Raw genomic sequence first — 26,595 nt, 5'->3', positions numbered from 1 at the left:
GTGCAACTCGGCTACCACTACCCGGAGCCGGGACGACCGGCGCTCCGGGCGAAGGAAGTCCTCACGGACCCGTTCCGTCCGACCGGGGCGCCGGGCTGCCGCGCCCGTGCGGGAAGCGACCGACCGCTTCCCGCAGACGTACGGCGTCAAGCCCGCAGGCGCGGTGCTGGTCCGCCCCTACGGATTCGCCGCGTGGCGCGCGGACGCTCCCGGCCCGGACGACGAGAGCACGCTCCGCCGGACCCACGCTCTGCTGCTGGACGGCACCGCGCCCGCCGCTCGCGCCTGAGCACCTGCCGCCCGTCGAGCTGCCCCACCCACCTGCGAAGCCCCGAATGCCGTCGCACAAACCATTGAGGAGCGGGCACAGCTGGCGCCGTTCGGCAGGAATCTCGCGGCACCGCGCCCCGCACCGACCATCCGCTCCGACGGCCCGACGTATGCCACGTCCTGGCCGCCGGACGGCCGTTCACGCCATGACAGGGTGCCGCCCCCGGGGCACCGCCCCCGCACACACGAAGGTCAGTACCAGCGCTCGTTCGCGTTCCCCGCGTCGCCGTCGTGGAGATAGACCGTGCCGGAATCGGGGCTGGTGCCCGTCCAGTCCAGGTAGTAGCCGCTGAGGACGTTCTGCAGCTTCCAGCCGTTCCCGGAGCCCATGTTGATCTCGCGCCAGCGCATGTGCCCGTCGGTGGCGTCCTTCGCGGAGTTGCAGGGCATCGTCTCGACGGTGCGGCCGTAGCCGGTCAGGCAGTAGCCGGCCCAGTCGACCTCGTTCCAGGTGCCGTCACTGTTCTCGATGTCGGTCCAGAACGATTCGGCGGAGTTACCCGCGTAGGCCAGGGAGGGCTGCGCCTCATAACCGTCCGACTGAAGGAAGTAGTCGTGGTTGTACAGGCCGTTCCGCCAGGTGATCCCGGAGGCGGCCGAGGCCGGCGCGGTCGTTCCGAGGGCGAGCAGTGATGTCGTGGCGAGCCCCAGGAAGGACACCTTGACGAGGGAGACCGTTCGCCGCGAAGAGATACGCATGGTCGATAGACCCCTTCATGTCACGCACGGCCACTGCGTCAGTGACGCGTGCACGGAGGATTTGACGCCGCGAGAGCGCCGCTGCCGATCGTGGCCGCGCCGCGTCGGCGACCACAACGCGGGCCGCGCAACTGACAGTTCCCTGGGACGCGTACCCGTCCGACCTGCGACGATCCCGCCCGACCTGATGATGCGACGGGACACCGAACAGCCGCATGTACATAAATTATGAATATAAAAATGCTATGCTTCGCGCATGAGCCGTCACGGCACCACCGCTCTTGACGTGTCCGCCGCCATCGGGGCGGCCCTCTACGGCCTGGCCACCAGGGCCGCGAGACGCCTGCCCCGGGACATGAGCCTGACGTCCGCCGCCACCCTGGCCACGCTGGACCGGACCGGCCCCCGGCGCATCACCGATCTGGCCGCGGTCGAGGGTGTCACCCAGCCCGCGATGACCGCCCTGGTCCGGGTGATGGAGGAGTCCGGCCTGGTCGAGCGGCGGGGCGACGCGTCCGACAGGCGGGTCACGCTGGTGTGCCTGACCGAGGCCGGTGCCGCCTACGTCCGGACCCGGCGCCAGGCGGGCGTCCACGCGTTCGAGCGGTTGATCGGAGAGCTCACCGGCGACGAGGTCGAGGCACTGGTGGCGGCCCTTCCCGCGCTGAAGCACCTGGCAGAGCTCGAAAGCCGGCATCGCGAAGAGGCGAGAAGAGGCGAAACGGTGACCGGGCGGTCGGCCGGCGGGTCACGGTGATGGCGATACCGGTGGCGCGCCGCGAGACGCGGTTGCTGGTCCCCGCCCTCGTCTTCATCGCCCTGGTCGTGGCGGCGGTCGCCAGCCTCGGGACGCCGCTCATCACCAGTGTGGCGACCTCGTTCCACGTCTCGCTCGGCAGCGCGCAGTGGACGCTGACCGTCGCGCTGCTCAGCGGCGCCGTCGCCACACCGGTCCTGGGCCGGCTCGGTGCGGGCCCGCACCGGCGGGCCACGATCCTCGTCACGCTGGCGGTCGTCGTCGCCGGCAGCGCGCTCACCGTGCTGCCGCTGCCGTTCGCGTGGCTGCTGGCGGGGCGGGCGGCGCAGGGCGTCGGGCTCGGGCTGACGGCGCTGATGATGGGCGTGGCCCGGGACCACCTCCCCGAGGAGCGCGGCGCGGCCGTGATCGCCCTGATCTCGGTGGTCTCGATCATCGGGGCAGGTGTCGGCTACCCGCTGGCCGCGCTGCTCGCCGAGTTCGGCGGAGTACGGGCCGCCTACGGCCTGGGTCTGCTCGTCACCGCCGCCGCCCTCCTGACGGCGTGGCGGTCCGTGCCCGAAGCCCCCGAAGGCCGCTCGGCCCACGTGGACGTGGCGGGCGCGGTCGTCCTGGCCGCCGCGCTGCTCCTGGTGCTGTTCCTCGCCGGCGAACGCGACCTGTGGAGCCGACACCTCGCGGTGGCGACGGGCCTCGCCGTCGTCGCGGTGGTGCTGCTCGGCGTCTGGACCGTCATCGAGCTGCGCGGTACGACGCCCCTGGTCGATGTGCGGGCGGTGCGGCACCCGGCAGTCGCCGGGGCGAACCTCGCCATGTTCGTCGGCGGGATCGGCATGTACCTCCTGCTCACGCTGATCACCCGGTACGCGCAGACACCGCACGGCGCCGGCTATGGCTTCGGGCTGACGACCTTCGTCGCCGGGCTGGTCCTCGTCCCGTTCTCCGTGCTGGGGTTCGTCGCCGGCAGGCTCACACCCCGGGTCCGGACGCGGATCGCCGACCCGCTGCTCCTGGCCGGCAGCGCCGTCGTGGTCGGCGGCGGGTTCGCCCTGTTCGCGGCGGCCCGGTCGGACCTGGCCGAACTGTTCGCGGCGATGGGCGTGTTGGGCTTCGGCGTCGGCGGCTTCTCGGCCGCGATGCCCGGCGTCATCCTGGCCGTCACCCCCAAGAGCGAGACATCGAGCGCCATGAGCTTCAACTACGTCGTCCGCAGCGTCGGATACTCCCTGGGCAGCGCGATCGGCGGCCTGATCCTCACCGCGGGCACCCGCTCCGGCCACCTCTTCCCCGACGACGGCGCCTTCACCACCGCGGCGCTGGTCGGCATCGGCGCCATGGCGATCACGACGCTGACCAGCCTCGCGCTCGCCCGCCGCCGCCCGTCCGCGACCAACCCCTGAGCCACCCTTACGCCATATCCACTCGTCCCCACACTGGAGGTTCCATGCCCAAGGCCTACTGGGTCAGCGTCTACCGCACCATTTCGGACCCCGAGAAGCTGGCCGCCTACAACAAGCTGGCCCGCCTGGCCGTCGAGGCCGGAGGCGGCCGGGTCCTCGTCCGCGGCGGCCGGGTCGTGGCACATGACGCGGGAATCGCCGAGCGCACCGTCCTGATCGAGTTCGACAGCTTCGAGCAGGCCGTCGCGGCACGCGAGAGCGCGGCCTATCAGGAGGCCCTGGTCGCCCTCTCCGACGGCGTCGAGCGCGACTTCCGCATCGTCGAAGGCCTCGACTGAGCCGAGTCGACCGAACCGACCGCTCCCGGCCTGTTGATCTAGACGATCCCCGAGAACGATCGAGGGGCGGCTTCGGATTCCTCCGAAACCGCCCCTCACTCACGACTTCAGGCACTCCACAGAGGACCAGATCGATACTGGCGTACGGAACGTTCGTCGTCGCGCCCCTCGCATTCGGTGACCGACCGCTGCGTGGCGACCTGCGGCACGTGCCCTCCACCACTCCGGTCGCGATCGGCCGACCGGCCAACCGGCCAGGTCAGGCGCCGATTCGCCCCGTGCGGACGGCCACCCGTACCAGGACGAGCACCGCGCCGGACCAGCGCGCGCCGCGCCCGACCGGCGACCCTCAGGAACGGCAGCTGACGTCGTGGACCGGAAGACGGCCGGTGGTGAGGTACGCGTTGACCGTACGGGTGACGCAGGCCGGGGCGCCGGGCATTCCGTAGACGACGTGGCCACGGCCGCCGTGGACCTGGACCAGGCGGGAACCGTGCAGGGCATGGTGCATGGCCAGCCCCTCGGACAGCGGGGTCTGGGAATCCCACTGGTTCTGGACCACCAGGGCACCGACCGTGTTGTCGACGCGGGTCGCGGGTTCGGAGCCCTTTGGCCAGAAGGCGCACGGGGTGATGTTGGCGGTGAAGTCGCCGTAGATCGGGTTGCGGGCTTTGTCGCGGACGGCATCAAGACGGTAGCGGGCGGGATCGCGGGGCCAGGAGGCGGAGTTGTCGCCGCACATGATGGCGAGGTTGAGGGCGACGGCGTTGTCGTCCACGGGGTCGGCCGTACCGCCGGTCGAGGCCGGGTCCGGGCGAGTGGTGGGGGACGTGCGCAGGTCGGCGAGTTCTCGGGCGGCCTGGTAGGGGGCGTTGAAGAAGTCGGCCCGCAGCCAGTCTCGGATGTCGTCGCCGGTGACGGCGGCACCCTGGTGTGCCTCGTCGCTGCCGCGGTAGCGGATCGGCGCACGGTCGGCGCGGGCGACCTGCTGCCAGAAGGCGGCGCGGACCTTCGCCGGAGTGTCGCCGAGTCGGTAGGTGTGGTCCCGGCGGGCGATCAGGCGGCTCCATTCGCGGAAGGCGGGCTCGGCGCCGGTGGCCATGGCGAGGTTCGTGTGGCGCCCGAAGCGGTTCGGGTCGACGGCGCTGTCGAGCACGATGCGGTCGCTGTGGCCGGGGAAGAGCTGGGTGTAGACGGCGCCGAGGTAGGTGCCGTAGGACCAGCCGAGGTAGGAGATCTTCTTCTGGCCCAGCACGGCGCGGATGACGTCCATGTCCCGAGCGGTGTCGCGGGTGGTGATGTACGGCAGCCGGGCGCGCTCGCGGGCGATGCACCGGGCGGCCGTGTCCCGGGCCCGGGCAGTGTCCTTGGCGAAGGTGGCCGCCCGGTACGGGTGCAGGTCCGGGCTCGCCTCGTCCTGCGTGAGACCGCAGCGCAAGGGGCTGCTGGCACCGAGACCACGCGGGTCGAAACCGACCAGGTCGTAGCGATCCCGGACGCTCTTGGCCAGGGCGTCCTTCATGGTTATGGGGTCGCCCAGCGCGAGGTCCCCGGGACCACCGGGGTTGGACAGCAGGACGCCGTGACGCTTGCCGGGCACGCTGGTACGCAACCGCGAGATCGCCAGAGTCGATGTGCGACCGCGGGGGTGTGCGTAGTCGAGGGGCACGGTGACCGTGGCGCACTGGAAGGAGGCGGGGTACTGGCCGGAGCTTCCGCAGCGGTGCCAGGCGGGATGCTGATCGTAGTAGCGGTCCAGGGCCGCGGGGTGATCGGCGGTCGGCGTGATCTGCGCGCCCTGGGCGGTGAGCGCATACAGAGTCGCGAGCAGGCCGACCGCAGCAACTGCGGCCTTGTGTACGGGGCGCATGGACGAGGTCCTTCGGAGGAGAGCCGGTGACGACGTCCACTCTTCGGGTACGGCACCGGACCCGCCTCGGCCGAAAGGCCAGCACCTCTCCCGGGCGCCACCCGGCTCCTCGGCCATTCGGCCAGACCTCGCCCGGCCGGGCTTCTCGTACGGTGCCCACTGACACCGGTCAGGACACGCTGGTCCCCGACTGGTTCCCAACTGGTCCCCGGAAATGCTGAAGGGCCGGTCTCGGATGCCTCCGAAACCGGCCCTCATCTGCGACTTCATAAAGTCGGGACGACAGGATTTGAACCTGCGACCCCTTGACCCCCAGTCAAGTGCGCTACCAAGCTGCGCCACGTCCCGGTGCGCTTCCCACGGTGAACCGTGTGATCGCGCGAACAGCACTTTACCCCACGCCCGGGGGTACCCCGAAGCCGGTGCCCGGCGCGGGAGAATCGTCGTATGAGCGACACATCCTCGGCCGACGCGAACGGTATCGACGGCCTGCGGGACCGGGACAGCGCGGGACGGGCGCGCAACGCCCGGCCCCGGGACGGGCTCGGACGGCCGCTGCCGTACGGCGCGGACGGTGTGGCGCGCCAGCCCGAGGGCGTCGTACGGGCGCCGCAGGACACCGTCGTCGAGGCGCAGGCGCTGCTCGACGCGGGGAAACCGTTCCACGCGCACGAGGTCTTCGAGGACGCCTGGAAGTCGGGGCCCGACGAGGAACGCGCCCTGTGGCGCGGGCTCGCCCAGCTCGCGGTTGGGCTCACGCACGCGGCCCGTGGGAACGCCACCGGCGGTGCCCGGCTGCTGCGGCGCGGGGCCGGCGGGGTCGAGGAGTGGGCGGCCCTGACCGGACGCGAGCGGCCGTACGGGATGGAGCTGGCGGAGATCGCCGTCTGGGCGCGCGCCCTCGGCGACGACGTGGAGCGAGGCAGCGGCCGGGTCGACGCACGGGCGCGGGCGCCCCGGCTGCGCGGGACGCCGTAGCCGGTCGATACGGATCGTGGCCGGTGGGTACGGTCGGAGCCCGCCGAAGCCCGCCGGTGCCGGTCGGTGCCGGTCGAAGCCGGTGCGGTGCGTCGGTTGTCAGTGGCGTGGGGCAGACTCGGAGGCGTGCGAAAGATTCATGTCATCGGTATCGGTGCGGGCGACCCCGAGCAGCTCACCCTCCAGGCGGTGCGGGCGCTGCGGAGCACCGACGTGTTCTTCCTCCTCGACAAGGGCGAGGTGAAGTCCGACCTGACCGGGCTCCGCCGGGACATGCTCGACGCGCACATACCGGAGGGGACGTACCGGCTGGTCGAGGCGCGCGATCCGGAGCGGGACCGGAAGGCCGGGGGTGCCGCGTACTCGCCCGCGGTCGGTGACTGGCGCAGCGCCCGCGCGGACATCTACCAGCGGCTGATCACCGAGGAGTTGGGCGAGGACGAGAGCGGCGCGTTCCTGGTGTGGGGGGATCCCTCGCTGTACGACAGCACGCTCGGGATTCTGGAGGAGATCCTGGAGCGGGGCGCGGTGGCGTTCGAGTACGACGTCGTGCCCGGCATCAGCAGTGTCTCGGCGCTCGTCGCCCGGCACCGGACGGGGCTCAACCGGGTGGCCCGGCCGGTGCAGATCACCACTGGGCGGCGGCTGTCCGAAGGGTTCCCGGAGGATGTCGACGACGTGGTCGTGATGCTCGACGCGCATCAGGCCTTCAGGCAGTACGCCGACCAGGACATCGACATCTATTGGGGGGCGTACATCGGTACGCCGGACGAGATCCTCGCCTCCGGGCCGATAGCCGAGGCCGCCCCGCGCATCGAGCGGCTGCGCGCGGAGGCCCGGGAGCGCAAGGGCTGGATCATGGACACGTATCTGCTGCGCCGGCGTCCGGCGGCGGAGTAGCGGGCGCGAGCAGCGGGTCCGAGGAGCGCTCCGGAGGGCACCCGAGCGGACCCGCCCACTGTGCGGGCGTGGTCCACCGGTGTGAAAGTGACCTCGTGACAGTCGCCGAGGAAACCGCGCTGCCCGCCCCGCAGCAGCCGCCCGTGCTGGACCACCGCCGACGCAACGTCGTCTTCGTGACGATCATGCTCGGCATGCTGCTGGCGGCCCTCGACCAGACCATCGTGGGCACGGCCCTGCCGACGATCGTGTCGGACCTGGGCGGTGCCGCGCACATGTCGTGGGTGGTCACCGCGTATCTGCTGGCGGAGACCGTGGCGACCGTGCTGGTCGGCAAGTTCGGCGACCTGTTCGGCCGCAAGGTGGTCTTCCAGGTCTCGGCGATCGTGTTCATCACGGGCTCGTTCCTGTGCGGCCTGGCCACCAACATGACGCTGCTGATCGCCTGGCGCGCGGTGCAGGGCATCGGCGCGGGCGGTCTGATGGTGACGGCGATGGCGCTGATCGCCGATGTCATCCCGCTGCGGGAGCGCGGCAAGTACCAGGGCGCGATCGGCGCGGTGTTCGGCGTGGCCACGGTCATCGGCCCGCTGCTGGGCGGCCTGTTCACCGACCACCTCACCTGGCGCTGGGCGTTCTACGTCAACGTGCCCATCGCGATCGTCGTCGTGATCGCGGCGGCCCGCACCATCCCCGTGGTCAAGTCCGCGGTGCGGCCCGTCATCGACTACCTGGGCATCGCGCTGGTCGCGGTCGGCGCGAGCTCCCTGATCCTGGCGACGAGTTGGGGCGGCAACGAGTACGCGTGGGGTTCGGCGACCATCATCGGGCTGTTCGTGGGCGGCGCGATCGCGCTGGCCCTGTTCTGCTGGGTCGAGACGCGGGCCGCGCAACCCATGCTGCCCATGCGGCTGTTCGGCAACCCGGTGTTCGCGGTCTGCTCGATCCTCAGCTTCATCGTCGGCTTCGCGATGCTCGGCGCGCTGACCTATCTGCCGACCTACCTCCAGTACGTCGACGGCGACTCGGCGACCGTCTCCGGTGTGCGGACGCTGCCCATGGTGATCGGGCTGCTGATCGCGTCCGTGTTCAGCGGCAACGTGGTCAGCAAGACCGGCCAGTACCGTCTCTTCCCGATCATCGGCTCCGCGGTGATGGGCGTGGGGCTGTACCTGATGTCGCTGATGGGGCCGGGCACCGGCGCGTTCCTGGAGTCGGTGTACATGTTCGTGCTCGGCACCGGCATCGGGCTGTGCATGCAGGTGCTGACGATCGCCGTGCAGAACACCGTCGAGTACGCCGACCTCGGCACCGCGACCTCCGGTGTCACCTTCTTCCGTACGCTGGGCAGTTCGTTCGGGACCGCGGTCTTCGGCACGATCTACGCCAACAGCCTGGGGCCCCATCTCAAGGACGGGATCGCGTCCGCCGCGCGGACCAGCGCGCTGAGCCCGGCCGTCATCACCAAGGCGGCGACCAGCCCCGAGGGCCTGCACAAGCTGCCGCACGCCGCCGCCGCGCCGATCATCAACGCCTACGCCGACACCATCCAGACCGTGTTCCGCTGGACGGTCCCGGTCGCGGTGATCGGCTTCGTCGTCGCCCTGTTCCTGAAGCAGGTCGAGCTGCGCGACAGCGCGCGGATGGGCTCCACCGACATGGGCGAGGGCTTCGCCTCACCCCGCGGCGGGGACTCGCAACGCCTCCTCGAAGCAGCCGTGGGCAAGGTCATCGGCGGCACGGACCTGGACACCGCCCGCCGGATCATCACGGACTCCGACACCCGGCTGGACATCGCGGGCGCGTGGGCGGTGATGCAGGTCGAACTCTTCGGCCGGATGGTCGGCCACGCCAGCCTCGGCCTGATCGCCGCCCGGCGGCACCTGCCCCCGGAGGTTCTCCTCCCGGTCTTCGACCGCATGGTCGAGGAGGGCTACCTCACCCGGGTCGGCAACCTCCTCTCCCACACCGCGGCGGGCGAACGCGAGGCCGAGATCATCGGCAGGGCCTGGGGCACCTGGCTGGAGGCCCGGGTCCAGCAGGACATCGGCCGCCCCTCCGACGCGGACCTGCGGGCCGCCGTCGACTCCATCGCCAAGCGGCTCCTGGTGGAGGACCTGAGCACGGGACTGCCGCAGCGCCCCGCGGAGTTGGCGGGAAGCACCGCCGACTGAGACCCGTGGAGCGGTTCGCCCGATCCAAGCGGGCGGTCCCCGCACAGTCCCTCCCCGAAGCCGCGGTCATGCCCCCGCGCCGGACCCCAACCACTCCACCGCCCCGCCCACATCGGGCACCGCGCGCACCCCCTCCGGCAACCGCGGCCGTCGTACGACCACGACGGGGATGCCCGCCTCCCGCGCGGCCGTGAGTTTGGCCGCCGTCGCCGCTCCCCCGCTGTCCTTGGTCACGAGCACGTCGATCCGGTGCTCGCGGAGCAGCGCCGCCTCGTCGGCGAGGGTGAAGGGGCCGCGCGCGAGCAGCAGTTCGGTGTCCGGCGGGATGGGGGGCTCGGGCGGCTCCACCGACCGTACGACGAAGTGCAGTTCGTGCAGGTGGGCGAAGGCGGCGAGGCCGAGGCGGCCGGTGGTGAGGAGGACGCGGCGGCCGAGGGCGGGCAGCGCGTCGGCGGCCTCGGGCAGTGCGGCGACCGGGTGCCAGCGGTCGCCGGGGACCGGCCGCCAGCCGGGGCGGCGCAGCACCACGAGGGGCAGCCCGGTGTCCGTCGCGGCCCGTGCCGCGTTCGCGGTGATCGACTCGGCGAAGGGGTGGGTGGCGTCGACGATCGCGTCCACGCGCCGCTCCCGCAGCCAGGCGGCCAGCCCGGCCGCGCCGCCGAACCCGCCGATCCGTACGTCCCCGGTCAGTGCCCCCGGCCGCGCCACCCGCCCGGCGAGGGAGGTCGTCACCCGGGCCTCGGGACGCCGTACCGCCAGCTCGGCGGCCAGTTCGCGTGCCTCGGTGGTGCCGCCGAGGATCAGGATGTGCGGGGGCATGGGGCGAGCGTACGAGATGGTCTCAACGGAGGAGCAGTTGTAGGCCGCCGATGATCGTCGCCGCGATCACGAGCTGTTCGAACAGGCGCTGGTTGATGCGGTTGACGGCCCACTTGCCGATCAGCGCTCCGGGCAGGACGAAGGCCGCGAGTGCCGCGTCGAGCAGCAGCGAGTGGCCGTCGATCAGGCCGAGCCCGACGCTGAAGGGCACCTTGGTGACGTTGACGATCAGGAAGAAGAAGGCGGACGTGCCGAGGAAGCCGAGTTTGCGGAAGCCCGCCGAGAGCAGGTACATCGACATGACGGGGCCGCCGGCGTTGGCGACCATGGTGGTGAACCCGCCGAGCACGCCGTAGGAGCGGGCCTTGACCCGCCCGGACCGGGTGGCCACCGAGTCCGGCTCCTCGTCGGTCCCGGCCTGGCGGCGCCGCCAGAGGGTGACCCCGGCCATGAGCAGCAGGATCGCGCCGATCGAGGTCCGTACGACCGCGTCGTCGGCCCACACCAGGAACAGGGTGCCGATCACGACGCCCGCCACGACCGCCGGGAACAGCCGCCACAGCGTGGGCCAGTGGGCGTGCCGCCGGTAGGTGAGGACGGCGAGGACGTCCCCGACGATCAGGATCGGGAGCAGGACGCCGGTGGAGGCGCGGGCGGGCAGGACGGCCGCGAAGATCGCCAGGCTGACCGTGTTGGCCCCGCTCACGGCGGTCTTGGAGAAGCCGACGAGCAGGGCCGCGGCGGCGAGCGCGGCGAATTCCCAGCCGGATATGTGCCAGAGCGTCATCGTGTTCATGCGAGGACCGATGCTATGTCCATCCATCTGCCCGCGTAAGGAGTGTCTCGCCAGATGGCCCCTGCCGGTCCTCGTGGATCATGACGTCGGCCGGGCGGTGCTAGTTTCGGTGCGTGGCCGACACCCGCGAGCATGTCCTCCCCGGTACCCGGAGCGCGATCACCGCACGCGAGTGGCCGCGCGAGCATCCGCGGTTCGTCGCGCTCGTCGCGCACGGCTACGGCGAACACATCGGCCGGTACGCCGAGTTGGCCGCCGTGCTCGGGACGCGTGGTGCCGCCGTCTTCGGGCCCGACCACCAGGGGCACGGCCGGTCGGCCGGTGAGCGGGTGCTGATCGGCAACTTCGAGGACGTGGTCACGGATCTGCGTTCCGTCGCCGATCTGGCCCGGGCCGCCCACCCGGGTGTCCCCCTCGTCCTGATCGGCCACTCCATGGGCGGTCTGATCGCGTCCCGTTTCGCGCAGCGGCACGGCGACGGGCTCGCCGCGCTGGTGCTGTCCGGGCCGGCGATCGGGGCCTGGGAGCTGCCGGGCCGGCTGCTCGCGCTCGACGAGATCCCCGACGTCCCGGTCAGCCCGGCCGCGCTCTCCCGTGACCCGGAGGTCGGCGCGGTGTACGCGGCGGATCCGCTGGTCTGGCACGGTCCGATGAAGCGGCCGACGGTGGAGGCCTTCGCCCGCACGCTGAAGACCGTCGCCGACGCGGGCGACGTCGGCCGGCTGCCGTTGCTCTGGCTGCACGGCGGCGCCGACCGGCTCGTCCCGCTCGCCGGCAGCCGCGTGGGCGTGGAGCGGCTGACCGGCGGCGGGTTGACGCAGCACGTGTATCCGGGTGCCCGGCACGAGGTGTTCCACGAGACGAACCGGGCGGAGGTCTTCGCGGACCTGGTCCGGTTCCTGGACGACGTGCTGACCGACGGCACGCGGTCGACCTGACCGCGCCGGACGTCTCACACTCACCGGGCGTCTCGCACTCCCCGGAGTTCTCGCACGGCCCGGACGTCTCGCACTCCCCGGGCGGTACCGCGCCGCCCTCAGGGCCGCCCCGCCGGGAACACCGCCCGTACCTCCCACCCGCCCCCTGAGCGCGGACCGGCCCGGAGTTCACCGCCCAGCGCCGTCACCCGTTCCGTGAGACCGACGAGACCGAAGCCCCCGCCGTGCGCGGCGGCCGGGAGCTGGGTGCCGCCGCGGCCGTCGTCCGTCACCGTGACCTCCAGCCGGCGGCCCGCCCGGCGCAGCCCCACGGTGACCTCGGCGGCGTCGGCCGCGTGCCGTCGTACGTTCGTCAGGGCTTCCTGTACGACCCGGAAGGCGGCGGCCTGCACCTCGTGCGGGAGGTCGTCGGGGAGGGCCGGGTCGCGGCGCAGGGTGGCCTTCTGGACCGGGCTCGCGAAGCCGTCGACGAGTTCGGCCACGGCCGCGAGGTCGCCGACCGGGCGGCGGTCGGCGGCGTCCGGTCCGGCGTCGCGGAGCACACCGACCGTGCGGCGCATGGACGCCAGGGCCTCGGTCGCGGCGCGTTCGATGCCGGAGAGCACGGGGTCGAGGTCCGCGGGCCGGCTCGCAGCCATCATGCGGGCCACCTGGGTCTGCACGAGGATGCCGGTGACATGGTGGGCGACGAAGTCGTGCAGGTCGGCGGCGATGGCGAGGCGTTCGGCGCGCCGGGTCTCGGTGACCGCGACGGTACGGCGGTAGTCGAGCGAGCGCAGATAGCCGGCGAACCCGGCGGTGGCGCCGACGAGGACCAGTCCGAGCGCGGTGACCAGCAGCAGGTCGCCGTCGGTGACCGAGTGGGAGTAGCGGGCCGGCAGGGCGACCAGCGCGAGGCCGTCCAGGGTGCCGCACACCGCGGCCCAGGGCTGCGGGCAGTGCCGTACGGCGATGAAGGCCAGGGTCAGCAGGATCACGATCTCGCCGGGGCCGAACAGCTCCGAGCGCCCGGCGAGGATCGCGCCCGCGCTGTACAGCAGCGAGAGGACGGCGGGCGCGGCGGTGCGCAGCTGCGGGGTGAGCCACCGCGGGCGCCGGGCGACGGGCCACAGGACGGCGGCCAGGCCGGTGCCGAGCACCACGGCCGCGGGCCACGGCGACCGGCCGGTGGAGGCGGTGAAACTCAGGTCGTAGACCGCGAGACCGATCAGGGCGCCCACGGCGAGCCCCCGTGCGCAGCCCCGGCCGGTGACGGATCTCATGACCGCCACGGTATGCGAGGCGTGGTGGGGCGGGATCGGCCGAACGGTGGAGCGGGGGTGGCGTGAACCCTGGCCGTTCGGCCGAGGCGGGCCGGGGTCCGGGCCGACGAGAGTGGGACCACTTCCTCCCCTTCCTCACCTCAGGAGTACGTGATGCAGTCCAGGTTCGTGATCGGCGTGATCGGCGGCGCGACGGCCGCGGTCGCCCTCGGGGCGGTCGGCACCCATCTGCTGTCCGGCACGCAGTCCACCACCGAACTCGACGCGCACAGCACGGTCATGGTCGACGGCCACAAGGCGCTGTCGGCAGGCATCGTGGCGGGCCGGACGCAGAGCCGGTACCACCCGCTCCCCTGGGTCGGCGACAAGGTCTCGGGGGTCAGCTGCCCCACCGGTCTGAAGGCCGTCGCCGGGGCCACCGTCACCTGCACGGGCAGGACGAGCGACGGCAAGAAGGTCGACATCCCGGTCCACGTGGTGAAGGCCTCGGCCGACTCCGTGACGTGGAAGTTCGACCGCCGGTGAGCGCCGTCCTGGCCGGTGTCGGCCTGGTCAAGAAGTACGGCTCCACGACGGCCCTGGCGGGCGTGGACGTGGAGGTCGGTGCGCGGGACTCCGTCGCGATCATGGGGCCGTCGGGTTCGGGCAAGTCCACGCTGCTGCACACGCTGGCGGGGATCGTCCGCCCGGACGGCGGACAGGTGCTGCTGGGCGGGGACCGGATCGACGACCTGGGCGAGAACCGGCTCAGCGCGCTGAGACGCGAGAGGTTCGGATTCGTCTTCCAGTCCGGCCAGTTGCTGCCCGAACTGCCCGCCGAGGAGAACGTCGCCCTCCCGCTGATGCTGGAGGGAGTGCCCCGGGCCCAGGCGGTGGAGCGCGCCCGGGCCTGGTTCGCGCCGCTCGGTCTGGACGGTCTGGAGCGGCGCCGCCCGGGCCAGTTGTCCGGTGGTCAGGCCCAACGGGTCGCCATCGCGCGGGCGTTGGCCGTGGAGCCGGACGTGGTCTTCGCCGACGAACCGACCGGCGCCCTGGACCAGGCCACCGGCACGGAGGTCGTACGGCTGCTGACGTCGGTGACCCGTGCGCAGGGCGCGGCCCTGGTCATGGTCACGCACGACGCCGAGGTGGCCGCGCACTGCGACCGGGTGCTGCGGGTCCGGGACGGCCGGATCAGCGACTACAGCCAGTTCACCGTCAGTTGAGCCTCCGGAGTCCCAGATGCGTTCCCCCGTCCTGCCTCTGACCTGGCATCTCGCCAAGGCCTCCGGCCGGCGCGGCCGGCAGAGCCACCTGCTCGCCGCCGCTGCCGCCGCCGTCGGCTCGCTCGTCCTGCTGACGCTGCTCGCCGCCTACTCGGGCGCCGGCGCCCGTGCCGACCGCACCGCCTGGCGCACCCCCGACCCGGACCGCCACGGCACCGCGGTCCAGGCCCTCGCCACGACCTACGTCCGCGACGAACCGATCACCGTGGTCTCCCTGGCCCAACTCCCGCACCGCGCACGGACACCCGCCCCACCCGGCCTCAATTCCTTCCCGAAGCAGGGCGAGTGGTACGTCTCCCCCGCCCTCGCCAAGCTCCTCCACACCCTCCCCCGGACCCAACTGGCCGACCGTTTCCCGAAGTCGACGCCCCGCGGCACGATCGGCGCCGCCGGGCTCGCCTCGCCCGACGAGCTGGTGGCGGTGATCGGCCGGGCCACCACGGACCCGGCGGTCGCCAAGTCGGCGGACGGGCAGGGCATTTACGACGCGGGACTGACCGCGCGCTCGGTCGTCTCCAAGTTCTCCGGTACGCGGCGCAGTGTGTTCACCACCGACGACCAGGCCGCCGTGCTCCTCGGTGTGGGTCTCCTGGTGATCCCGGTGATCGTGCTGGCCGCTGCGGCCGGACGGCTCGACGCGGCCCGCCGGGAACAACGCCTCGCGGCGCTGCGGCTGGCCGGGGCGACTCCCCGGCAGATCCTCGCCATGACCGGCGTGGAGGCGGCGGCGGTCGGCGCGGCCGGCGCACTGGCGGGTGCGGTGGCCTACACGGCGCTGGTACCCGCGCTCGCCGAGGTGCCGTACGGCATCGGGACCTGGTACGTGGGGCAGTTGTGGGTGGGGCTGCCGTGGGTGGTGGCGGTCGTGCTGGGGGTGGCCGGGCTGATCGCGGTGAGCGCGATGTCGACGCTGCGTCAGGTCGCGTCCGCGCCGCTCGGTGTCGCCCAGCAGTCGAACCCGCGCCGCACCCGGCTGATCCGGCTGGTGCTGTTCGTCGGGGTGCTGCTCTACATCCGGACGAGTACGGACGGCAGCACCCTGAAGCCCGGCACGCTGGTCGCGCTGATGGTGCTCTTCTACGGCGCGTTCTGGATGTTCGGGCCGTGGCTCGTGGACCGGCTGGGCCGGGTGGTGGGGCGGTTCGCGCGGCGCCCGGCGACGCTGCTGGCGGCCCGCCGGCTCAGCGACGATCCGCGGGGTGCCTGGCGGACGGTCAGCGGTCTGGTGCTGGCCGGGTTCGTCGCCGGGTTCTTCACGGTCGGTCTGCCCGGCATCGTGGGTCTCGATCTGCGCGGGCAGATCGCCGTACCGGCCGCGAACGCCGTCGAGGCCCGGCACGCGGTGGGCGAGGCCCGTGCGCTGCTGCGCTCGGCGGGCGTCGACGCGACGGTCGGGACACGGGACGACGGCTTCCTGCTCGGCGGCAGCGACGGCGTGATCGCGCGGGTCTCCGGCGGACCGGCCGCCCTCGACACGGCCGTCACCGCCCTCCAGCCGCTCGGCGCGGGCCGACTGCCGTACACGGGTGCCTACTCGGAGGCTCAGGACACGGCCGTCAGCGATCGTCTGGCCCAACTGGGCACCGCCACACTGGCGGTGAGCTTCCTCGTCGCGACCGCCTCGGCGGGCCTGACCGCCGCCGCGAACGTCCTGGACAGGCGCCGTACGTACGGTCTGCTGCGGCTGTCCGGCACCCCGCTGAAGGTGCTGGACCGGGCGAGGGTGCGTGAGACGGTGCTTCCGCTGGCTGCCCTGGCCGGTGGCACCACCGCGACCGGTCTGTACGCAGCCGTCCAGGTCAACAAGGCGACGGGCAGCACGATCAGCGCCTCGGGCGCCGTGCAACTGGCCGTCTGCGTGGCCCTGGGCGCCCTCGCCCTGCTCGCCTCGATCGGCGCGAGCCGTCCGCTGCTGCGCGCGGTCACGGCGGACCCCGCCCGCACGACGGACTGACACCGACCCCACCTTCTCCCTGAGGCATGATCGACCCATGACCGTCCCCGCCCCGCCCATCCGTGTGCTGATCGCCGACGACCAGGAGATGGTCCGCACCGGTTTCCGGTTCTTCCTGGACGCGCAGCCCGACATCACGGTGGTCGCCGTGGCCGTCGACGGCGAGGAGGCCGTGGCGCTGGCCCGGCGCGAGCGGCCGGACGTGTGTCTGCTGGACATCCGGATGCCGAAGCTGGACGGTCTGGCGGCGACCCGGCTGCTGGCGGGGCCGGAGGTGGCCGATCCGCTGCGGGTGGTCGTGGTGACCACCTTCGACCTGGACGAGTACGTCTACGGCGCGCTGCGCGGCGGTGCCTGCGGGTTCCTGCTGAAGGACTCGGGGCCGACGCTGCTGGCGGAGGCGGTCCGGGCGGCGGCGGCCGGCGACTCGCTGGTCTCGCCCTCGGTCACCGTCCGGCTGCTCAGGCATCTCACCGCCACGACGGCGGCACCCGCACCGGCCCCGCCCGCACCGGCGCCGCGCGAACCCCTCACCGACCGTGAGGCCGAGGTGGTCCGGCTGGTCGCCCTCGGCCGGACCAACGCCGAGATCGCCGCCGAGCTGTATGTCTCCCTGTCCACGGTGAAGACGCACCTCTCCAGCGTCCAGCTGAAACTGGCCGCCCGGAACCGCGTGGAGATCGCGGCGTGGGCCTGGCAGCACGGTCAGGTGCGGCCGGGGTCCTGATTCCAGCGGTGGCCGCGACACCCCGGTTCGAACGGGGTGACGGTGCCGCGATCACCGGAAGACGGGGTTCGGGGCACCGTCGGCGGTCAGGCTCACGAGTGCGATGCGATCGGTGGCGGTGCCGGCGATCACGACGTCCCCGGCCGCCGACAGCACGATCCCGGCGACCTGGTCGGCGGTGGTACCGGTGCCGCCCGTGAACGAGCCGACCGCCGCACCCCGGTCACCGAAGCCGGTGTCCGGTCTGCCGTCAGGAGTGAAGCGGACCGCCGCCCAGCCGTTGTCGGCGGTGCCGGCGACAACCGGGCTGCCGTCGGTGCGGACGGCCACGGTGGTCGCGGCGGCGTGGGCCAGCAGGACACCGGTGGCGGCGCCGCGGTCGCCGAAGGAGAGGTCCGGCTTGCCGGTGGAGGTGTAGCGGGCGGCCAGGAACCGGTCCCCGCTGGTTCCGGCGAGAACGATGTTCCCGCCGCCGTCCAGGGACATGGCCAGGCCGGTGGCGAGCGTGCCGGCGGGCTGGTGCAGGGCCACTCCGCCGCTGCCGAAGGCGGGGTCGGGGTCGCCGCCAGGAGTGAACTGGGCCAGCAGCAGCTCGGGGTGCGCGACTGTGGTCCGGGTCGCGGTACCGGCCAGGACGACGGTGCCGTCGCCGTGCAGGTCGACCGCCACCGCCTGGGCATCCTCGTCGAGTTCGACGAACGCGATTCCCCTCTCGCCGAAGGCGGGGTCCGGGGCTCCTGCGGGAGTGAAGCGCAGTACGGCGATACGAGGCCTGCCGCCGACCGTGACATTGACGGCGACGACCACACCTCCGGCGGCGGTCAGGGCCACGTCCACCGGGCTGGGGCCGGCGCCCGGAGCGGCCAGGGCGACGCCCCGGTCGGCGTAGGACGGATCGAGGGTGCCGTCGGGGGTGTGGCGGAGCACGGCGACCTGATCGTCGGCGGTGGCGATGACGGTCGGGGCGCCGTCGGCACCGACGGCCAGGCCGGTCGGGGCGAGCGTGGCGAGACCGATGTCGGCGGGTGCGGTGAAGACGGTGCCCCTGTCGCCGAAGGAGGTGTCCGGGGCGCCGTCGAAGGTGCGGCGGAGCACGGCCGCGCGGGTACCGCTGGCGGCGGCCACGGTGATGCGTCCGTCGGCGGTCAGGTCGACCGCGGCGGTGGCGGCCGGGCCTGACGGATCGATGAGCAGGGCTTCAGCGGTGGCCGCCATCGAGTCCTCACCTTCTTGACCTTCTCGGTCGGACAAAGCGACTAATTCTTCTTCATCCGCGCGTAACTGATGGTTTGTCACCGTACCCGGTTAGATCGACCCCGCCTCACCAAGATCAACAAGTACGACGACAGGACCCCGCCATGAGACCCACCCGAGTCCGACGCCTCGGCCTGCTGGCCCCGGCCCTCGCCGCGACGGCCGGCCTGCTGCCCCTGACCGCCACCGCACCGGTCGCGTCCGCGGCCGTCGCGACCGCCCCCGCCCCGCCGCCGTCCGGCTGGACACAGCCCGGCGACCGCCGCGGCGGCACCCTCATCTTCGACGGCTACGACAACAAGGACCTGGCCCGCGAGGGCCTGTACGGCATGGTCTACCACCTTAAGGCGGTCAAGGACGAGGCCACCTGCACCGCCGTGCAGAGCCGCTGGCCCAAGCAGGACATCGACCCGTTCGAGCAGAACGCCGACGCCCTCGCGGCACGCACCAGCCCGCGCCAGGAGCAGGTGTTCGAGCCCAAGGGCGAGGTCGTCACCCTCGTGCCCGGCGCCAGCCGCACCGTCACCTCCCAGCGCACCGACACGGAGACCTGGGAACACAGCATCAAGATCACCGTCGAGTCCGGAGAGCTGTCGTCGCTGGTGGCCAAGATCAGCGCCGAGTACGGCTTCCGGTACGAGAAGCAGATCAGCCTCACCGAGGGCGAAGAGGACAGCGTCACCAACAACACCCCCAACCACAACCAGGACTACGCCTACGGCGTCTACCGCGACGTATACGTCACCCAGGAGCGGCCCTGGACCGGCCAGTGGCTCGCGAAGGGGGCGAAGGTGTTCGCGGGCGACGACGCCGACGCGGTCGCCCGCTATGTCACCGTCCCGGCGGAGGGCTGCTACCGCACCGGGTACTTCGCGACTCTGTCCCTGCCCCGCTCCAAGGGCCATGGCCTGGTCGCCGAGACGCCCAGGACCCCGACCGCCGTGTGCGACGCGTCGGTCAAGGTCGACGCGGCCAAGGTCTACCGCCGCGACGAGGACGGCGACTGGGTCCAGGTGGACGGCGCCCTGCCCCGGGGCACCTGTCTGCACCTCACCGGGTTGAACGACGACGGCGGCTCCGAGGCGTCGCTGTACCTCAACTTCCAGGCCCAGTACGTGCGCGGCAAGTGCGAGTTCGACATCGAGGGCGCCTGCGAGGGCGAGCTGTACATCACCGACGCCGATCTGACCGGCGACGACATCGACCCGAACGACCTGCCCGGCTGGGGCGCAGGCCGCACCGGTGTACTCACGAGCGGCACGATGGGCCTCTACTCCGCCCCCGCCCGCACCAACATGGGCAGCCTCATGAGGCTGCGGGAGAACAACCCGGACACCATCGAGATCCAGCGCACCGACGATTCCCTGAAGTGGGCACTGCGGATCGTCAAGAGCTTCCGTCCGGCCCACAGCTGCCCGTACTACGACCCGAACGACACCCAGGTCGACGTCAAGGGCCGCCTGTACACCAGCGGTTGCGACAACAACCAGGGCAAGCCCCACGCCGTCCCCGACCAGCGGTGGTCACTGGACTACGCCGACCACACCGACGGCGAAGACACCCTCTACCTGCGCCGCGGGACGATGTGCGTCAGCGCCGAACCCGCCACCAACGTCACCACCGACGTCGCCTCGGTGGTGAAGTGCGACCACACCGACCCCAAGCAGAAGTGGACCTTCACCTCACCGGCCGCGTGAGAGTGACAGCCTGACGGCAGCGGGCCGAGGGATCGCTCACCGACCCTCGGCCCGCGAGGCCTCGGCTCGTCGAGCGTCACAGGACCACCGGTCGCGGCACGGCTTCCGAGCACTCACACGGGGGCGTCCATGTCCACGCTCGCCTCCGCGTGGGTGACGAAGTCGTCGACCAGGCGGTGGAAGAGCGCCGCGAGGTGGCGCAGGTCCTCGGAGGACCAGTCGGCGAGTGCCATCTCCATGCCTCTGCGGCTCACGTCCCGGATGCGGTTGACGGCGGCGAGTCCGCTGTCGGTGAGCTGGATGCGCTGGGCGCGGCCGTCGTCGGGGTCCGGGATCCGCACGACATGGCCGAGTTGCTCCAACTGTCGTAGCTGGCGGGTGACATGGGAGGCCTCCACCGACATCCGGACCGCGAGGATGCCCGGGCGCAGCGGCTCGCTCTCGGCGATGTAGCGCAGGATCGCCACGGCGGCCCGGTCCAGCGGCAGCCCGGCCAGCGCCATCAGACGCTCGTGCTGCCGGGCCCGCCCGGCCAGATAGGCGATGCGGGTCAGGACCCGTTCGATCTCGACTACGTCCGCCGGGACGGGCGCTGTCGCGGGTGACGGTGTGGACATGCGTCCACCGTAACAGGTACTTGCCTGAGTTAAGCAAGATCGAGACGGTTGCTTGACTTAAGTAATGGGCATATGCTTGCCTAACTCAAGCAAGTCAAGAGCCGGGGTCACCGAAGCGGAGGTGTCCCCGTCGCGCCGTACACCGTGGGGACGGAGTATGGCGCTGTCACCGGGCCCGGCGGCGGAGCACTCCCCCCGTCCGCCGCCGGGCCGGTGACAACCCTCACGCACATGGAAAGCGAGCCCCTCATGGCCACGATGAAGTCCGTGCAGACCGGTGCCGTCAACAAGATCGAGGTGGTGGACGTCGAGCGTCCGGCACCCGGTCCCAAGGACGTCCTCATGAAGATCCGCGCCTGCGGGATCTGCGGCACCGACACCTTCTTCCTCCACATGGGCGGCACGCCGCTGGGCGGCAACGGGTCGATCCGTTCCCTCCCCCTCGGCCACGAACCGGCCGGCGAGATCGTCGAGATCGGCTCCGAGGTCGCGGACCTCAAGGTCGGCGACCGCGTGGTCGTCAATCCGCAGGGCGTGCCCTCGGGCATCATCGGCTGCGGCGGCGAGCACGGCGCGCTGAGCGAGTACCTGCTCCTGGAGAACTGCGAGATCGGCCGGACGGTCGCCGCCTTCCCCGACACCGTGCCCTTCGAGGTCGCCTCGCTCAACGAGCCGATGGCCGTGGCCCGGCACGCGGTCAACCGCTCCGAGGCCAAGCCCGGCGACAAGGTCGTCATCTTCGGCGCCGGGCCGATCGGCCTCGGCGCGGCGATCTGGCTGAAGCTGCGCGGCGTCGAGCACGTCGTCGTCGCCGATGTGCTCGCCTCGCGCCTGGAGACGGCGCTCGCCGTCGGCGCGGACGCGGTGATCAACTCCGCCGAGGAGGACGTGACCGCCCGGCTGACCGAACTGCACGGCCAGGCCGCCAACGCGCTCGGCCAGCCCCGGCCCGGCACCGACATCTACATCGACGCCGCCGGTGTCGCGGCCGTCGTCAACACCACGGTCGAGTCCGCGAAGTGGGGCGCCAAGCTGGTCATGGTCGCCGTCCAGAAGAAGGGCGCCGACATCGACCTCGGCGGGATGCTGCGCAGCGAGCTGACGCTGATCGCCTCGCAGGGCTACCCCACGGAGATCTTCGAGGTCACCCAGGAGATCGTCGAGCACCACGAGCGGTTCGCGAAGCTGATCAGCCACCGGGTGCCCTTCACGGAGGTCGAGGAGGCCTTCGAGCTCGCGCTGACACCCGGCGCGGCGGAGAAGATCGTCGTCACCTTCGACGAGTAGACGAGCGGCGGACGGCGCGCCGGTCCCCACCGCCCCGGCGGCCACCCGCGCGCCCGGCCCGCCCCGGACAGGACCCCCACACCATGATCCACCGCCCACAGCGGGTGCCGCGCTGCCGTACCCGTACCGTCGACCTGGTCCTCGCCGTCGCGCTCCTCGCCTGCGCCGTTCCCGGCAGCATGCTGACGATCCCCGGCCGCGAGCTCGAAGTCCCTTGGTGGCCCGGTGTGTTGATCTCGGGTCTCGCCTCTCTCACCCTGCTGTGGCGACGCGCCCTGCCGCGCGCCACCGTGGTGGTCACCCTCTGCTGCGCCATGGTGGTGGCCGGTCTCGGCTACGTCGTCACGGTCCTGGTGATCGGGCCGCTCATGGTCGCGCTGTACGCGCTGGCCCTGCGCTCCGAGCGGACCACCGCGAACCTCTTCACCGCCGCCGGCATCGTCCTGCTGGTCGCCACGGGCCTGGTCTCGGGCCCCCACGGCGAACCGCTGGTCCTGAAGCTGCTCGGCCCGGTGTTCTGGCTGCTGCTGCCCACCTCGCTGGGCACCTCGACCCGGCTCCGCGCGGCCTATCTGGAGGCGGTGCGGGCCCGTGCCGAGCACGCGGAACGCACCCGCGAGCAGGAGGCCCGGCACCGCGTCACCGAGGAGCGCATGCGGATCGCCCGCGATCTGCACGACGTCGTCGCCCATCACCTCGTCCTGGCCAACCTCCAGGCCGGCACCGTCGTACGGCTGATGCGCAGTCGGCCCGAGGAGGCCGAGCGGATCGCCGCCGAACTGGCGGGCACCACCCAGTCGGCGGTCCGCGAACTCAAGGCCACGGTGGGCCTGTTGCGGCACGCCGACGACTCGGAGACCACGTCGGGGCCCGCGCCCGGACTGGCCCGGCTCGCCGAGCTGGCCGCGTCGTTCGAGCCCGCCGGGCTCACCGTCACCGTCAGCACCGAAGGCAGGCCGCAGCCGCTGTCGGCCGGTACGGACCTCACGGCGTACCGGATCGTGCAGGAAGCCCTCACCAATGTGACCAAGCACGCGGGCACCGGCTTCGCCGAGGTGCGGCTCAGCTACGCGCACGACCGGCTGGGCATCACCGTCACCGACCAGGGGGGCGCGGCACCGGCCCCCTCCCCCGGCACGGGCGGCGGCTACGGCGTCATCGGCATGCGGGAGCGGGCGCTCTCGGCCGGCGGCCGGCTGCGGGCGGGACACCGCCCGGAAGGCGGGTTCGAGGTGGTCACCGAACTGCCGTTGCTCCCCCGTTCACCGACGCACAACCAGAATGCACTTGCTTAACTCAATCAATCTCATTATGGTTGAGTGAGTCAAGCAAGTCAGCTTGTCCCTGACCGTCGCTCGTTCCCGATGGAGGCACTGCCATGTCCGACGCCCTTGCCCGACCCGCCGAAGCGGGTTCCTCCGCTCCGCCGAGGTCGAACGCCGTGGTCGCGGTGCTGGCCTTCGCGGGAATCGTCGTCTCGCTGATGCAGACGCTGGTCATCCCGATCATCCCGGAGCTGCCGAAGTACCTGGACGCCTCCGCGTCGAACACCGCGTGGGCGGTCACCGCCACCCTGTTGGCCGCCGCCGTGGCCACCCCGGTCGTGGGCCGGCTCGGCGACATGTTCGGCAAGCGCCGGATGCTGCTCACCAGCATCGTGCTCCTGGTGTCCGGCTCGGTCGTGTGCGCCCTGGCCGACTCGCTGGTCCCGATGGTCGTCGGCCGCGCGCTCCAGGGGCTGGCCGCCGCGGTCGTCCCGCTCGGCATCAGCATCATGCGGGACGTGCTGCCCAGCGAGCGGCTGGCCGGCTCCACCGCCCTGATGAGCGCCTCGCTCGGCGTCGGCGGTGCCCTGGGTCTGCCCTCGGCCGCCTTCATCGCGGACCACTACAACTGGCACTCCCTCTTCTGGATCTCCGCCGCCCTCGGTGTGCTGTCCTTCCTGCTGGTCATGGTGCTGGTGCCCGAGTCCAAGGTCCGCACCGGAGGCCGCTTCGACCTGGTCGGCTCGCTCGGCCTGTCCGCCGGACTGATCTCGCTGCTGCTCGCCATCTCCAAGGGCTCCGACTGGGGCTGGACCAGCGCGACCACCCTCGTCCTCGGTGCCGCCGCCGTCGTGATCCTGCTCTCCTGGGGCTGGTACGAGCTGCGCAGCCCGCAGCCGCTGGTCGACCTGCGCACGACCGCCAAGCCGCAGGTGCTCTTCACCAACCTGGCCTCCATCGCCCTCGGCTTCTCGATGTTCGCGATGTCCCTGGTCATCCCCCAGCTGCTCCAGCTGCCCGCGCAGACCGGCTACGGCCTGGGCAAGTCGATGCTGACGGTCGGCCTGGTGCTCGCCCCGCAGGGCCTGGTCATGATGGCCATGTCCGCGGTGTCCGCCGGTGTCACCAAGGCCAAGGGCCCCAAGGTCACCCTGATGATCGGCGCGCTGATCGTGGCCTCCGGCTACGCCCTGAACATCCTGCTGATGTCCGAGGTCTGGCACCTCATCCTGGTCTCCTGCGTCATCGGCGCGGGCGTCGGCTTCACCTACGGCGCACTGCCCGCCCTGATCATGGGCGCGGTCGACCCGTCCCAGACCGGTGCCGCCAACAGCCTCAACACCCTGATGCGGTCCCTGGGCACCAGCTTCGCCAGCGCCATCGCCGGTGTGATCCTGGCCCAGATGACCACCGACTTCGGCGGCGCCGCCCTCCCGTCGGAGAACGGCTTCAAGGTGGTCATGGCGATCGGTGCGGGCGCCGCCCTGCTGGCCTTCTTCCTGGCCACCCTCATCCCGGCCCGGCGCCCCGCGGCCACCGACGCCCCGACCCCGGCACCGGCCCTGGTCGAAGAGGTCTCCGAGGCCAAGGCGTAAGGCATCCTGACCATCGGGACCACGGCGGTCACCGTCCCGCGTTTCGCGGGACGGTGACCGCCCGCGGTTTTCCGCGCCCGCCCCGTCGTTGTCCGGCACACAGCGAGGAGTTCACCATGACGACACCCAACTCCCTTGGCCAAGAGCCCGGTTCGGCCGCCGAACCGGTGGTGCGGCTGACCGCCGGCGCGGTGCGCGGGCGGCTGGAGGACGGGCTCGCCGTCTTCCGCGGCATCCCGTTCGCCCAACCGCCGGTCGGCGACGCCCGGTTCCAGGCCCCGCGCCCGGCACCCGGCTGGGACGGGGTGCGCGACGCCCTCGCCTTCGGGCCGCCGCCCCCGCAGGAGTCCGGCATCCAGGGCCGCCGGGGCGCGCCGACGGGACCGACCGGCGACGACTGGCTGACCGTCAACGTGTGGACACCCGAACCCGATCCGGCCACCCGCCGCCCGGTCATGGTGTGGATCTACGGCGGCGCCTACAAACTGGGGCACGCGGGCAGCCCCGGCTACGACGCGCGGCACATCGCGCGCGACGGCGACATCGTGGTCGTGACCTTCAACTACCGTGTCGGCATCGAGGGGTTCGCGCGCATCGACGGAGCACCCGCCAACCGGGGCCTGCTCGACCAGGTCGCCGCGCTGGAGTGGGTGCGCGACAACATCACGGCGTTCGGCGGTGATCCGGAGCAGGTCACCGTCTTCGGCGAGTCGGCCGGTGCCGGGTCGGCGGCCTCGCTGCTGGTCATGCCCAGGGCGTCCGGGCTGTTCCGGCGGGCGATCGCGCAGAGCGTGCCCGGCACCTTCTTCTCCGACCCGCTGGCCAGGGACATCGCGGCCTCGATCGCCGCCGAGGCGGGGCTGCGCCCCACGGCCGCCGACCTGGCCACCGTGGACCCGCGTCAACTCACCGACGCGGGTGAGGCGTTGGTGCCCAAGATGCACCAGTACGAGGACCGGTGGGGTGCGCTCGTGCACACGGCGACCCCGTTCTCGCCGGTCGTGGACGGCGAGGTGCTGCCCGTCACGCCCTGGGAGGGGCTGGCCGCCGGCGCGGCCCGGCACGTGGAGCTGGTGGTCGGTCACAACCGGGACGAGTACCGGCTGTTCCATGTGCTGTCCGGGCGGGCCGGGACGTTGGGCGAGGCGGACGCCAGTGCGGCGCTGCGGCGGTTCGGTCCGGGCGCCGACCCCGAGGCCGCGTACCGCGACGCCTTCCCGGACCGTTCGGCCGAGGAGCTGTACGAACTGGTCCAGACGGACTGGCTGTTCAGCATGCCCTCGCTGCACCTGGCCGAGGCCCAGTCGGCGGCCGGCGGACGCGTCCACGTCTACGAACTCGCCTGGAACGCACCGGGGTTGGGCGGAATGCTGGGCGCCTGCCACGGCCTCGACATCCCGTTGCTGTTCGGCACGTTCACCGCCGACCTGGGGAATCTGCTGTTCGCCAACGTCGAGCCCTCCCCCGAGGCGCTGGCGCTGTCGTCCCGATTCCGTTCGTCCTGGACGCAGTTCGCGCGAACGGGCGACCCGGGCTGGCCCGCCTACGACACCGAGCACCGGTCGACCCAGCTCCTCGACACCGACCCCGTGGTCACCGCCTACCCGGAGGAGACGACACGGCGGCTCTGGGAGGGCGTCACCTTCGGCGCGCTGCCGCTGACGGCCTAGCCG

24 protein-coding genes and 1 tRNA gene are annotated in these 26,595 nt (G+C 72.1%); 17 read left to right on the top strand and 8 right to left on the bottom strand.

The genetic code is table 11. The features are described from left to right. Window positions 1-106: 106 nt before the first annotated feature. Complete coding sequence (locus tag ACIQPR_RS39260) at window positions 107-289, top strand: hypothetical protein (protein WP_403658886.1); 183 nt, start codon at window positions 107-109, stop codon at window positions 287-289. A 233-nt stretch (window positions 290-522) separates the two neighbouring features. On the opposite strand, the gene ACIQPR_RS39255 is transcribed toward ACIQPR_RS39260, so the two are convergent. Next, entirely contained in the window at window positions 523-1,029 is a 507-nt protein-coding gene (locus tag ACIQPR_RS39255) for a hypothetical protein (protein WP_403658883.1), read from the bottom strand. A gap of 256 nt (window positions 1,030-1,285) precedes the next feature. Between ACIQPR_RS39255 and ACIQPR_RS39250 the strand changes: the two genes are divergently transcribed. The 3 genes from ACIQPR_RS39250 to ACIQPR_RS39240 are packed head-to-tail and all read left to right on the top strand — an operon-like array spanning window position 1,286 to window position 3,524. Continuing rightward, window positions 1,286-1,786 (top strand): MarR family winged helix-turn-helix transcriptional regulator, encoded by a 501-nt coding sequence (locus ACIQPR_RS39250; protein WP_403658880.1) that lies wholly within the window; start codon window positions 1,286-1,288, stop codon window positions 1,784-1,786. Continuing rightward, window positions 1,786-3,186 (top strand): MFS transporter, encoded by a 1,401-nt coding sequence (locus tag ACIQPR_RS39245; protein ID WP_403658877.1) that lies wholly within the window; start codon window positions 1,786-1,788, stop codon window positions 3,184-3,186. Before ACIQPR_RS39250 ends, ACIQPR_RS39245 begins: the two co-directional genes overlap by 1 nt. 44 nt (window positions 3,187-3,230) lie before the next feature. Further along, window positions 3,231-3,524, top strand: coding sequence for a DUF1330 domain-containing protein (locus tag ACIQPR_RS39240; protein ID WP_403658874.1), 294 nt, complete (start codon window positions 3,231-3,233; stop codon window positions 3,522-3,524). Window positions 3,525-3,873: 349 nt separating this feature from the next. Here ACIQPR_RS39240 and ACIQPR_RS39235 read toward each other — a convergent pair whose 3' ends face one another. Beyond that, complete coding sequence (locus ACIQPR_RS39235) at window positions 3,874-5,394, bottom strand: alpha/beta hydrolase (RefSeq protein ID WP_403658871.1); 1,521 nt, start codon at window positions 5,392-5,394, stop codon at window positions 3,874-3,876. A 274-nt stretch (window positions 5,395-5,668) separates the two neighbouring features. Beyond that, window positions 5,669-5,742 (bottom strand) — tRNA-Pro (locus ACIQPR_RS39230). 99 nt (window positions 5,743-5,841) lie between these two features. On the opposite strand from ACIQPR_RS39230, the gene ACIQPR_RS39225 reads away from it, so the two are divergent. The 3 genes from ACIQPR_RS39225 to ACIQPR_RS39215 all read left to right on the top strand — a co-directional run bounded on the left by ACIQPR_RS39225 (window position 5,842) and on the right by ACIQPR_RS39215 (window position 9,446). After that, on the top strand, window positions 5,842-6,372 hold the full coding sequence (locus tag ACIQPR_RS39225; protein WP_403658868.1) for a DUF309 domain-containing protein: 531 nt from the start codon (window positions 5,842-5,844) through the stop codon (window positions 6,370-6,372). Between the two features lie 126 nt (window positions 6,373-6,498). Further along, on the top strand, window positions 6,499-7,272 hold the full coding sequence (gene cobF / locus ACIQPR_RS39220) for a precorrin-6A synthase (deacetylating) (protein ID WP_403658865.1): 774 nt from the start codon (window positions 6,499-6,501) through the stop codon (window positions 7,270-7,272). Window positions 7,273-7,367: 95 nt separating this feature from the next. After that, the gene (locus ACIQPR_RS39215; protein WP_403658862.1) at window positions 7,368-9,446 is read left to right on the top strand and encodes an MDR family MFS transporter; all 2,079 of its coding nucleotides are present in this window, start codon (window positions 7,368-7,370) and stop codon (window positions 9,444-9,446) included. 66 nt (window positions 9,447-9,512) lie between these two features. Here ACIQPR_RS39215 and ACIQPR_RS39210 read toward each other — a convergent pair whose 3' ends face one another. Together ACIQPR_RS39210 and ACIQPR_RS39205 are read right to left on the bottom strand one after the other, a co-directional pair. Beyond that, window positions 9,513-10,265: a cobalt-precorrin-6A reductase gene (locus ACIQPR_RS39210; RefSeq protein ID WP_403658859.1), complete on the bottom strand. Its 753-nt coding sequence runs from the start codon at window positions 10,263-10,265 to the stop codon at window positions 9,513-9,515. Window positions 10,266-10,287: 22 nt separating this feature from the next. After that, window positions 10,288-11,061 (bottom strand): sulfite exporter TauE/SafE family protein, encoded by a 774-nt coding sequence (locus ACIQPR_RS39205; protein WP_403658856.1) that lies wholly within the window; start codon window positions 11,059-11,061, stop codon window positions 10,288-10,290. 113 nt (window positions 11,062-11,174) lie between these two features. Between ACIQPR_RS39205 and ACIQPR_RS39200 the strand changes: the two genes are divergently transcribed. Beyond that, entirely contained in the window at window positions 11,175-11,999 is an 825-nt protein-coding gene (locus tag ACIQPR_RS39200; RefSeq protein WP_403658853.1) for a lysophospholipase, read from the top strand. A gap of 98 nt (window positions 12,000-12,097) precedes the next feature. Here ACIQPR_RS39200 and ACIQPR_RS39195 read toward each other — a convergent pair whose 3' ends face one another. Continuing rightward, window positions 12,098-13,261, bottom strand: coding sequence for a sensor histidine kinase (locus ACIQPR_RS39195; protein ID WP_403658850.1), 1,164 nt, complete (start codon window positions 13,259-13,261; stop codon window positions 12,098-12,100). A gap of 153 nt (window positions 13,262-13,414) precedes the next feature. On the opposite strand from ACIQPR_RS39195, the gene ACIQPR_RS39190 reads away from it, so the two are divergent. From ACIQPR_RS39190 to ACIQPR_RS39175, 4 genes are read left to right on the top strand one after another with little or no spacing between them, the layout of a single operon-like run. Continuing rightward, a complete protein-coding gene (locus tag ACIQPR_RS39190; protein ID WP_403658847.1) occupies window positions 13,415-13,786 on the top strand; it encodes a DUF4333 domain-containing protein in 372 nt (123 codons plus the stop codon). Then, the gene (locus ACIQPR_RS39185) at window positions 13,783-14,466 is read left to right on the top strand and encodes an ABC transporter ATP-binding protein (RefSeq protein ID WP_403658938.1); all 684 of its coding nucleotides are present in this window, start codon (window positions 13,783-13,785) and stop codon (window positions 14,464-14,466) included. Before ACIQPR_RS39190 ends, ACIQPR_RS39185 begins: the two co-directional genes overlap by 4 nt. A gap of 16 nt (window positions 14,467-14,482) precedes the next feature. Beyond that, entirely contained in the window at window positions 14,483-16,480 is a 1,998-nt protein-coding gene (locus ACIQPR_RS39180) for an FtsX-like permease family protein (RefSeq protein ID WP_403658844.1), read from the top strand. Between the two features lie 37 nt (window positions 16,481-16,517). Further along, complete coding sequence (locus tag ACIQPR_RS39175; RefSeq protein WP_403658842.1) at window positions 16,518-17,207, top strand: response regulator; 690 nt, start codon at window positions 16,518-16,520, stop codon at window positions 17,205-17,207. A 51-nt stretch (window positions 17,208-17,258) separates the two neighbouring features. Here the strand turns inward: ACIQPR_RS39175 and ACIQPR_RS39170 are convergent, their stop codons facing one another. Further along, a complete protein-coding gene (locus tag ACIQPR_RS39170) occupies window positions 17,259-18,422 on the bottom strand; it encodes a hypothetical protein (RefSeq protein WP_403658839.1) in 1,164 nt (387 codons plus the stop codon). A 143-nt stretch (window positions 18,423-18,565) separates the two neighbouring features. Between ACIQPR_RS39170 and ACIQPR_RS39165 the strand changes: the two genes are divergently transcribed. After that, entirely contained in the window at window positions 18,566-20,158 is a 1,593-nt protein-coding gene (locus tag ACIQPR_RS39165; protein WP_403658837.1) for a hypothetical protein, read from the top strand. A 113-nt stretch (window positions 20,159-20,271) separates the two neighbouring features. Here the strand turns inward: ACIQPR_RS39165 and ACIQPR_RS39160 are convergent, their stop codons facing one another. Further along, a complete protein-coding gene (locus tag ACIQPR_RS39160) occupies window positions 20,272-20,775 on the bottom strand; it encodes a MarR family winged helix-turn-helix transcriptional regulator (protein ID WP_403658834.1) in 504 nt (167 codons plus the stop codon). Window positions 20,776-21,024: 249 nt separating this feature from the next. Here ACIQPR_RS39160 and ACIQPR_RS39155 point away from each other — a divergent pair, with 249 nt between their 5' ends. From ACIQPR_RS39155 to ACIQPR_RS39140, 4 genes are all read left to right on the top strand, one after another. After that, a complete protein-coding gene (locus ACIQPR_RS39155) occupies window positions 21,025-22,062 on the top strand; it encodes a zinc-binding dehydrogenase (protein ID WP_403658935.1) in 1,038 nt (345 codons plus the stop codon). A gap of 83 nt (window positions 22,063-22,145) precedes the next feature. After that, on the top strand, window positions 22,146-23,357 hold the full coding sequence (locus ACIQPR_RS39150) for a sensor histidine kinase (protein ID WP_403658831.1): 1,212 nt from the start codon (window positions 22,146-22,148) through the stop codon (window positions 23,355-23,357). Window positions 23,358-23,440: 83 nt separating this feature from the next. Beyond that, complete coding sequence (locus ACIQPR_RS39145; RefSeq protein ID WP_403658828.1) at window positions 23,441-24,922, top strand: MFS transporter; 1,482 nt, start codon at window positions 23,441-23,443, stop codon at window positions 24,920-24,922. 116 nt (window positions 24,923-25,038) lie between these two features. Then, the gene (locus ACIQPR_RS39140) at window positions 25,039-26,592 is read left to right on the top strand and encodes a carboxylesterase/lipase family protein (RefSeq protein WP_403658825.1); all 1,554 of its coding nucleotides are present in this window, start codon (window positions 25,039-25,041) and stop codon (window positions 26,590-26,592) included. The last annotated feature ends 3 nt before the right edge of the window (window positions 26,593-26,595 follow it).

It is taken from the genome of Streptomyces sp. NPDC091280, assembly GCF_044768565.1.
Taxonomy (GTDB): domain Bacteria; phylum Actinomycetota; class Actinomycetes; order Streptomycetales; family Streptomycetaceae; genus Streptomyces.
The sequence above is the reverse complement of the archived record's forward strand: the minus strand, read 5'-3'. Positions and strand labels throughout refer to the sequence as shown.

Bases quoted from the DNA above. Each gene is read 5' to 3' on its own strand.
- ACIQPR_RS39255 (WP_403658883.1), bottom strand. From the start codon at position 1,029: ATGCGTATCTCTTCGCGGCGAACGGTCTCCCTCGTCAAGGTGTCCTTC.
- ACIQPR_RS39250 (WP_403658880.1), top strand. From the start codon at position 1,286: ATGAGCCGTCACGGCACCACCGCTCTTGACGTGTCCGCCGCCATCGGG.
- ACIQPR_RS39245 (WP_403658877.1), top strand. From the start codon at position 1,786: ATGGCGATACCGGTGGCGCGCCGCGAGACGCGGTTGCTGGTCCCCGCC.
- ACIQPR_RS39240 (WP_403658874.1), top strand. From the start codon at position 3,231: ATGCCCAAGGCCTACTGGGTCAGCGTCTACCGCACCATTTCGGACCCC.
- ACIQPR_RS39235 (WP_403658871.1), bottom strand. From the start codon at position 5,394: ATGCGCCCCGTACACAAGGCCGCAGTTGCTGCGGTCGGCCTGCTCGCG.
- ACIQPR_RS39225 (WP_403658868.1), top strand. From the start codon at position 5,842: ATGAGCGACACATCCTCGGCCGACGCGAACGGTATCGACGGCCTGCGG.
- ACIQPR_RS39210 (WP_403658859.1), bottom strand. From the start codon at position 10,265: ATGCCCCCGCACATCCTGATCCTCGGCGGCACCACCGAGGCACGCGAA.
- ACIQPR_RS39205 (WP_403658856.1), bottom strand. From the start codon at position 11,061: ATGAACACGATGACGCTCTGGCACATATCCGGCTGGGAATTCGCCGCG.
- ACIQPR_RS39195 (WP_403658850.1), bottom strand. From the start codon at position 13,261: ATGAGATCCGTCACCGGCCGGGGCTGCGCACGGGGGCTCGCCGTGGGC.
- ACIQPR_RS39190 (WP_403658847.1), top strand. From the start codon at position 13,415: ATGCAGTCCAGGTTCGTGATCGGCGTGATCGGCGGCGCGACGGCCGCG.
- ACIQPR_RS39180 (WP_403658844.1), top strand. From the start codon at position 14,483: ATGCGTTCCCCCGTCCTGCCTCTGACCTGGCATCTCGCCAAGGCCTCC.
- ACIQPR_RS39175 (WP_403658842.1), top strand. From the start codon at position 16,518: ATGACCGTCCCCGCCCCGCCCATCCGTGTGCTGATCGCCGACGACCAG.
- ACIQPR_RS39170 (WP_403658839.1), bottom strand. From the start codon at position 18,422: ATGGCGGCCACCGCTGAAGCCCTGCTCATCGATCCGTCAGGCCCGGCC.
- ACIQPR_RS39165 (WP_403658837.1), top strand. From the start codon at position 18,566: ATGAGACCCACCCGAGTCCGACGCCTCGGCCTGCTGGCCCCGGCCCTC.
- ACIQPR_RS39160 (WP_403658834.1), bottom strand. From the start codon at position 20,775: ATGTCCACACCGTCACCCGCGACAGCGCCCGTCCCGGCGGACGTAGTC.
- ACIQPR_RS39155 (WP_403658935.1), top strand. From the start codon at position 21,025: ATGGCCACGATGAAGTCCGTGCAGACCGGTGCCGTCAACAAGATCGAG.
- ACIQPR_RS39150 (WP_403658831.1), top strand. From the start codon at position 22,146: ATGATCCACCGCCCACAGCGGGTGCCGCGCTGCCGTACCCGTACCGTC.
- ACIQPR_RS39145 (WP_403658828.1), top strand. From the start codon at position 23,441: ATGTCCGACGCCCTTGCCCGACCCGCCGAAGCGGGTTCCTCCGCTCCG.
- ACIQPR_RS39140 (WP_403658825.1), top strand. From the start codon at position 25,039: ATGACGACACCCAACTCCCTTGGCCAAGAGCCCGGTTCGGCCGCCGAA.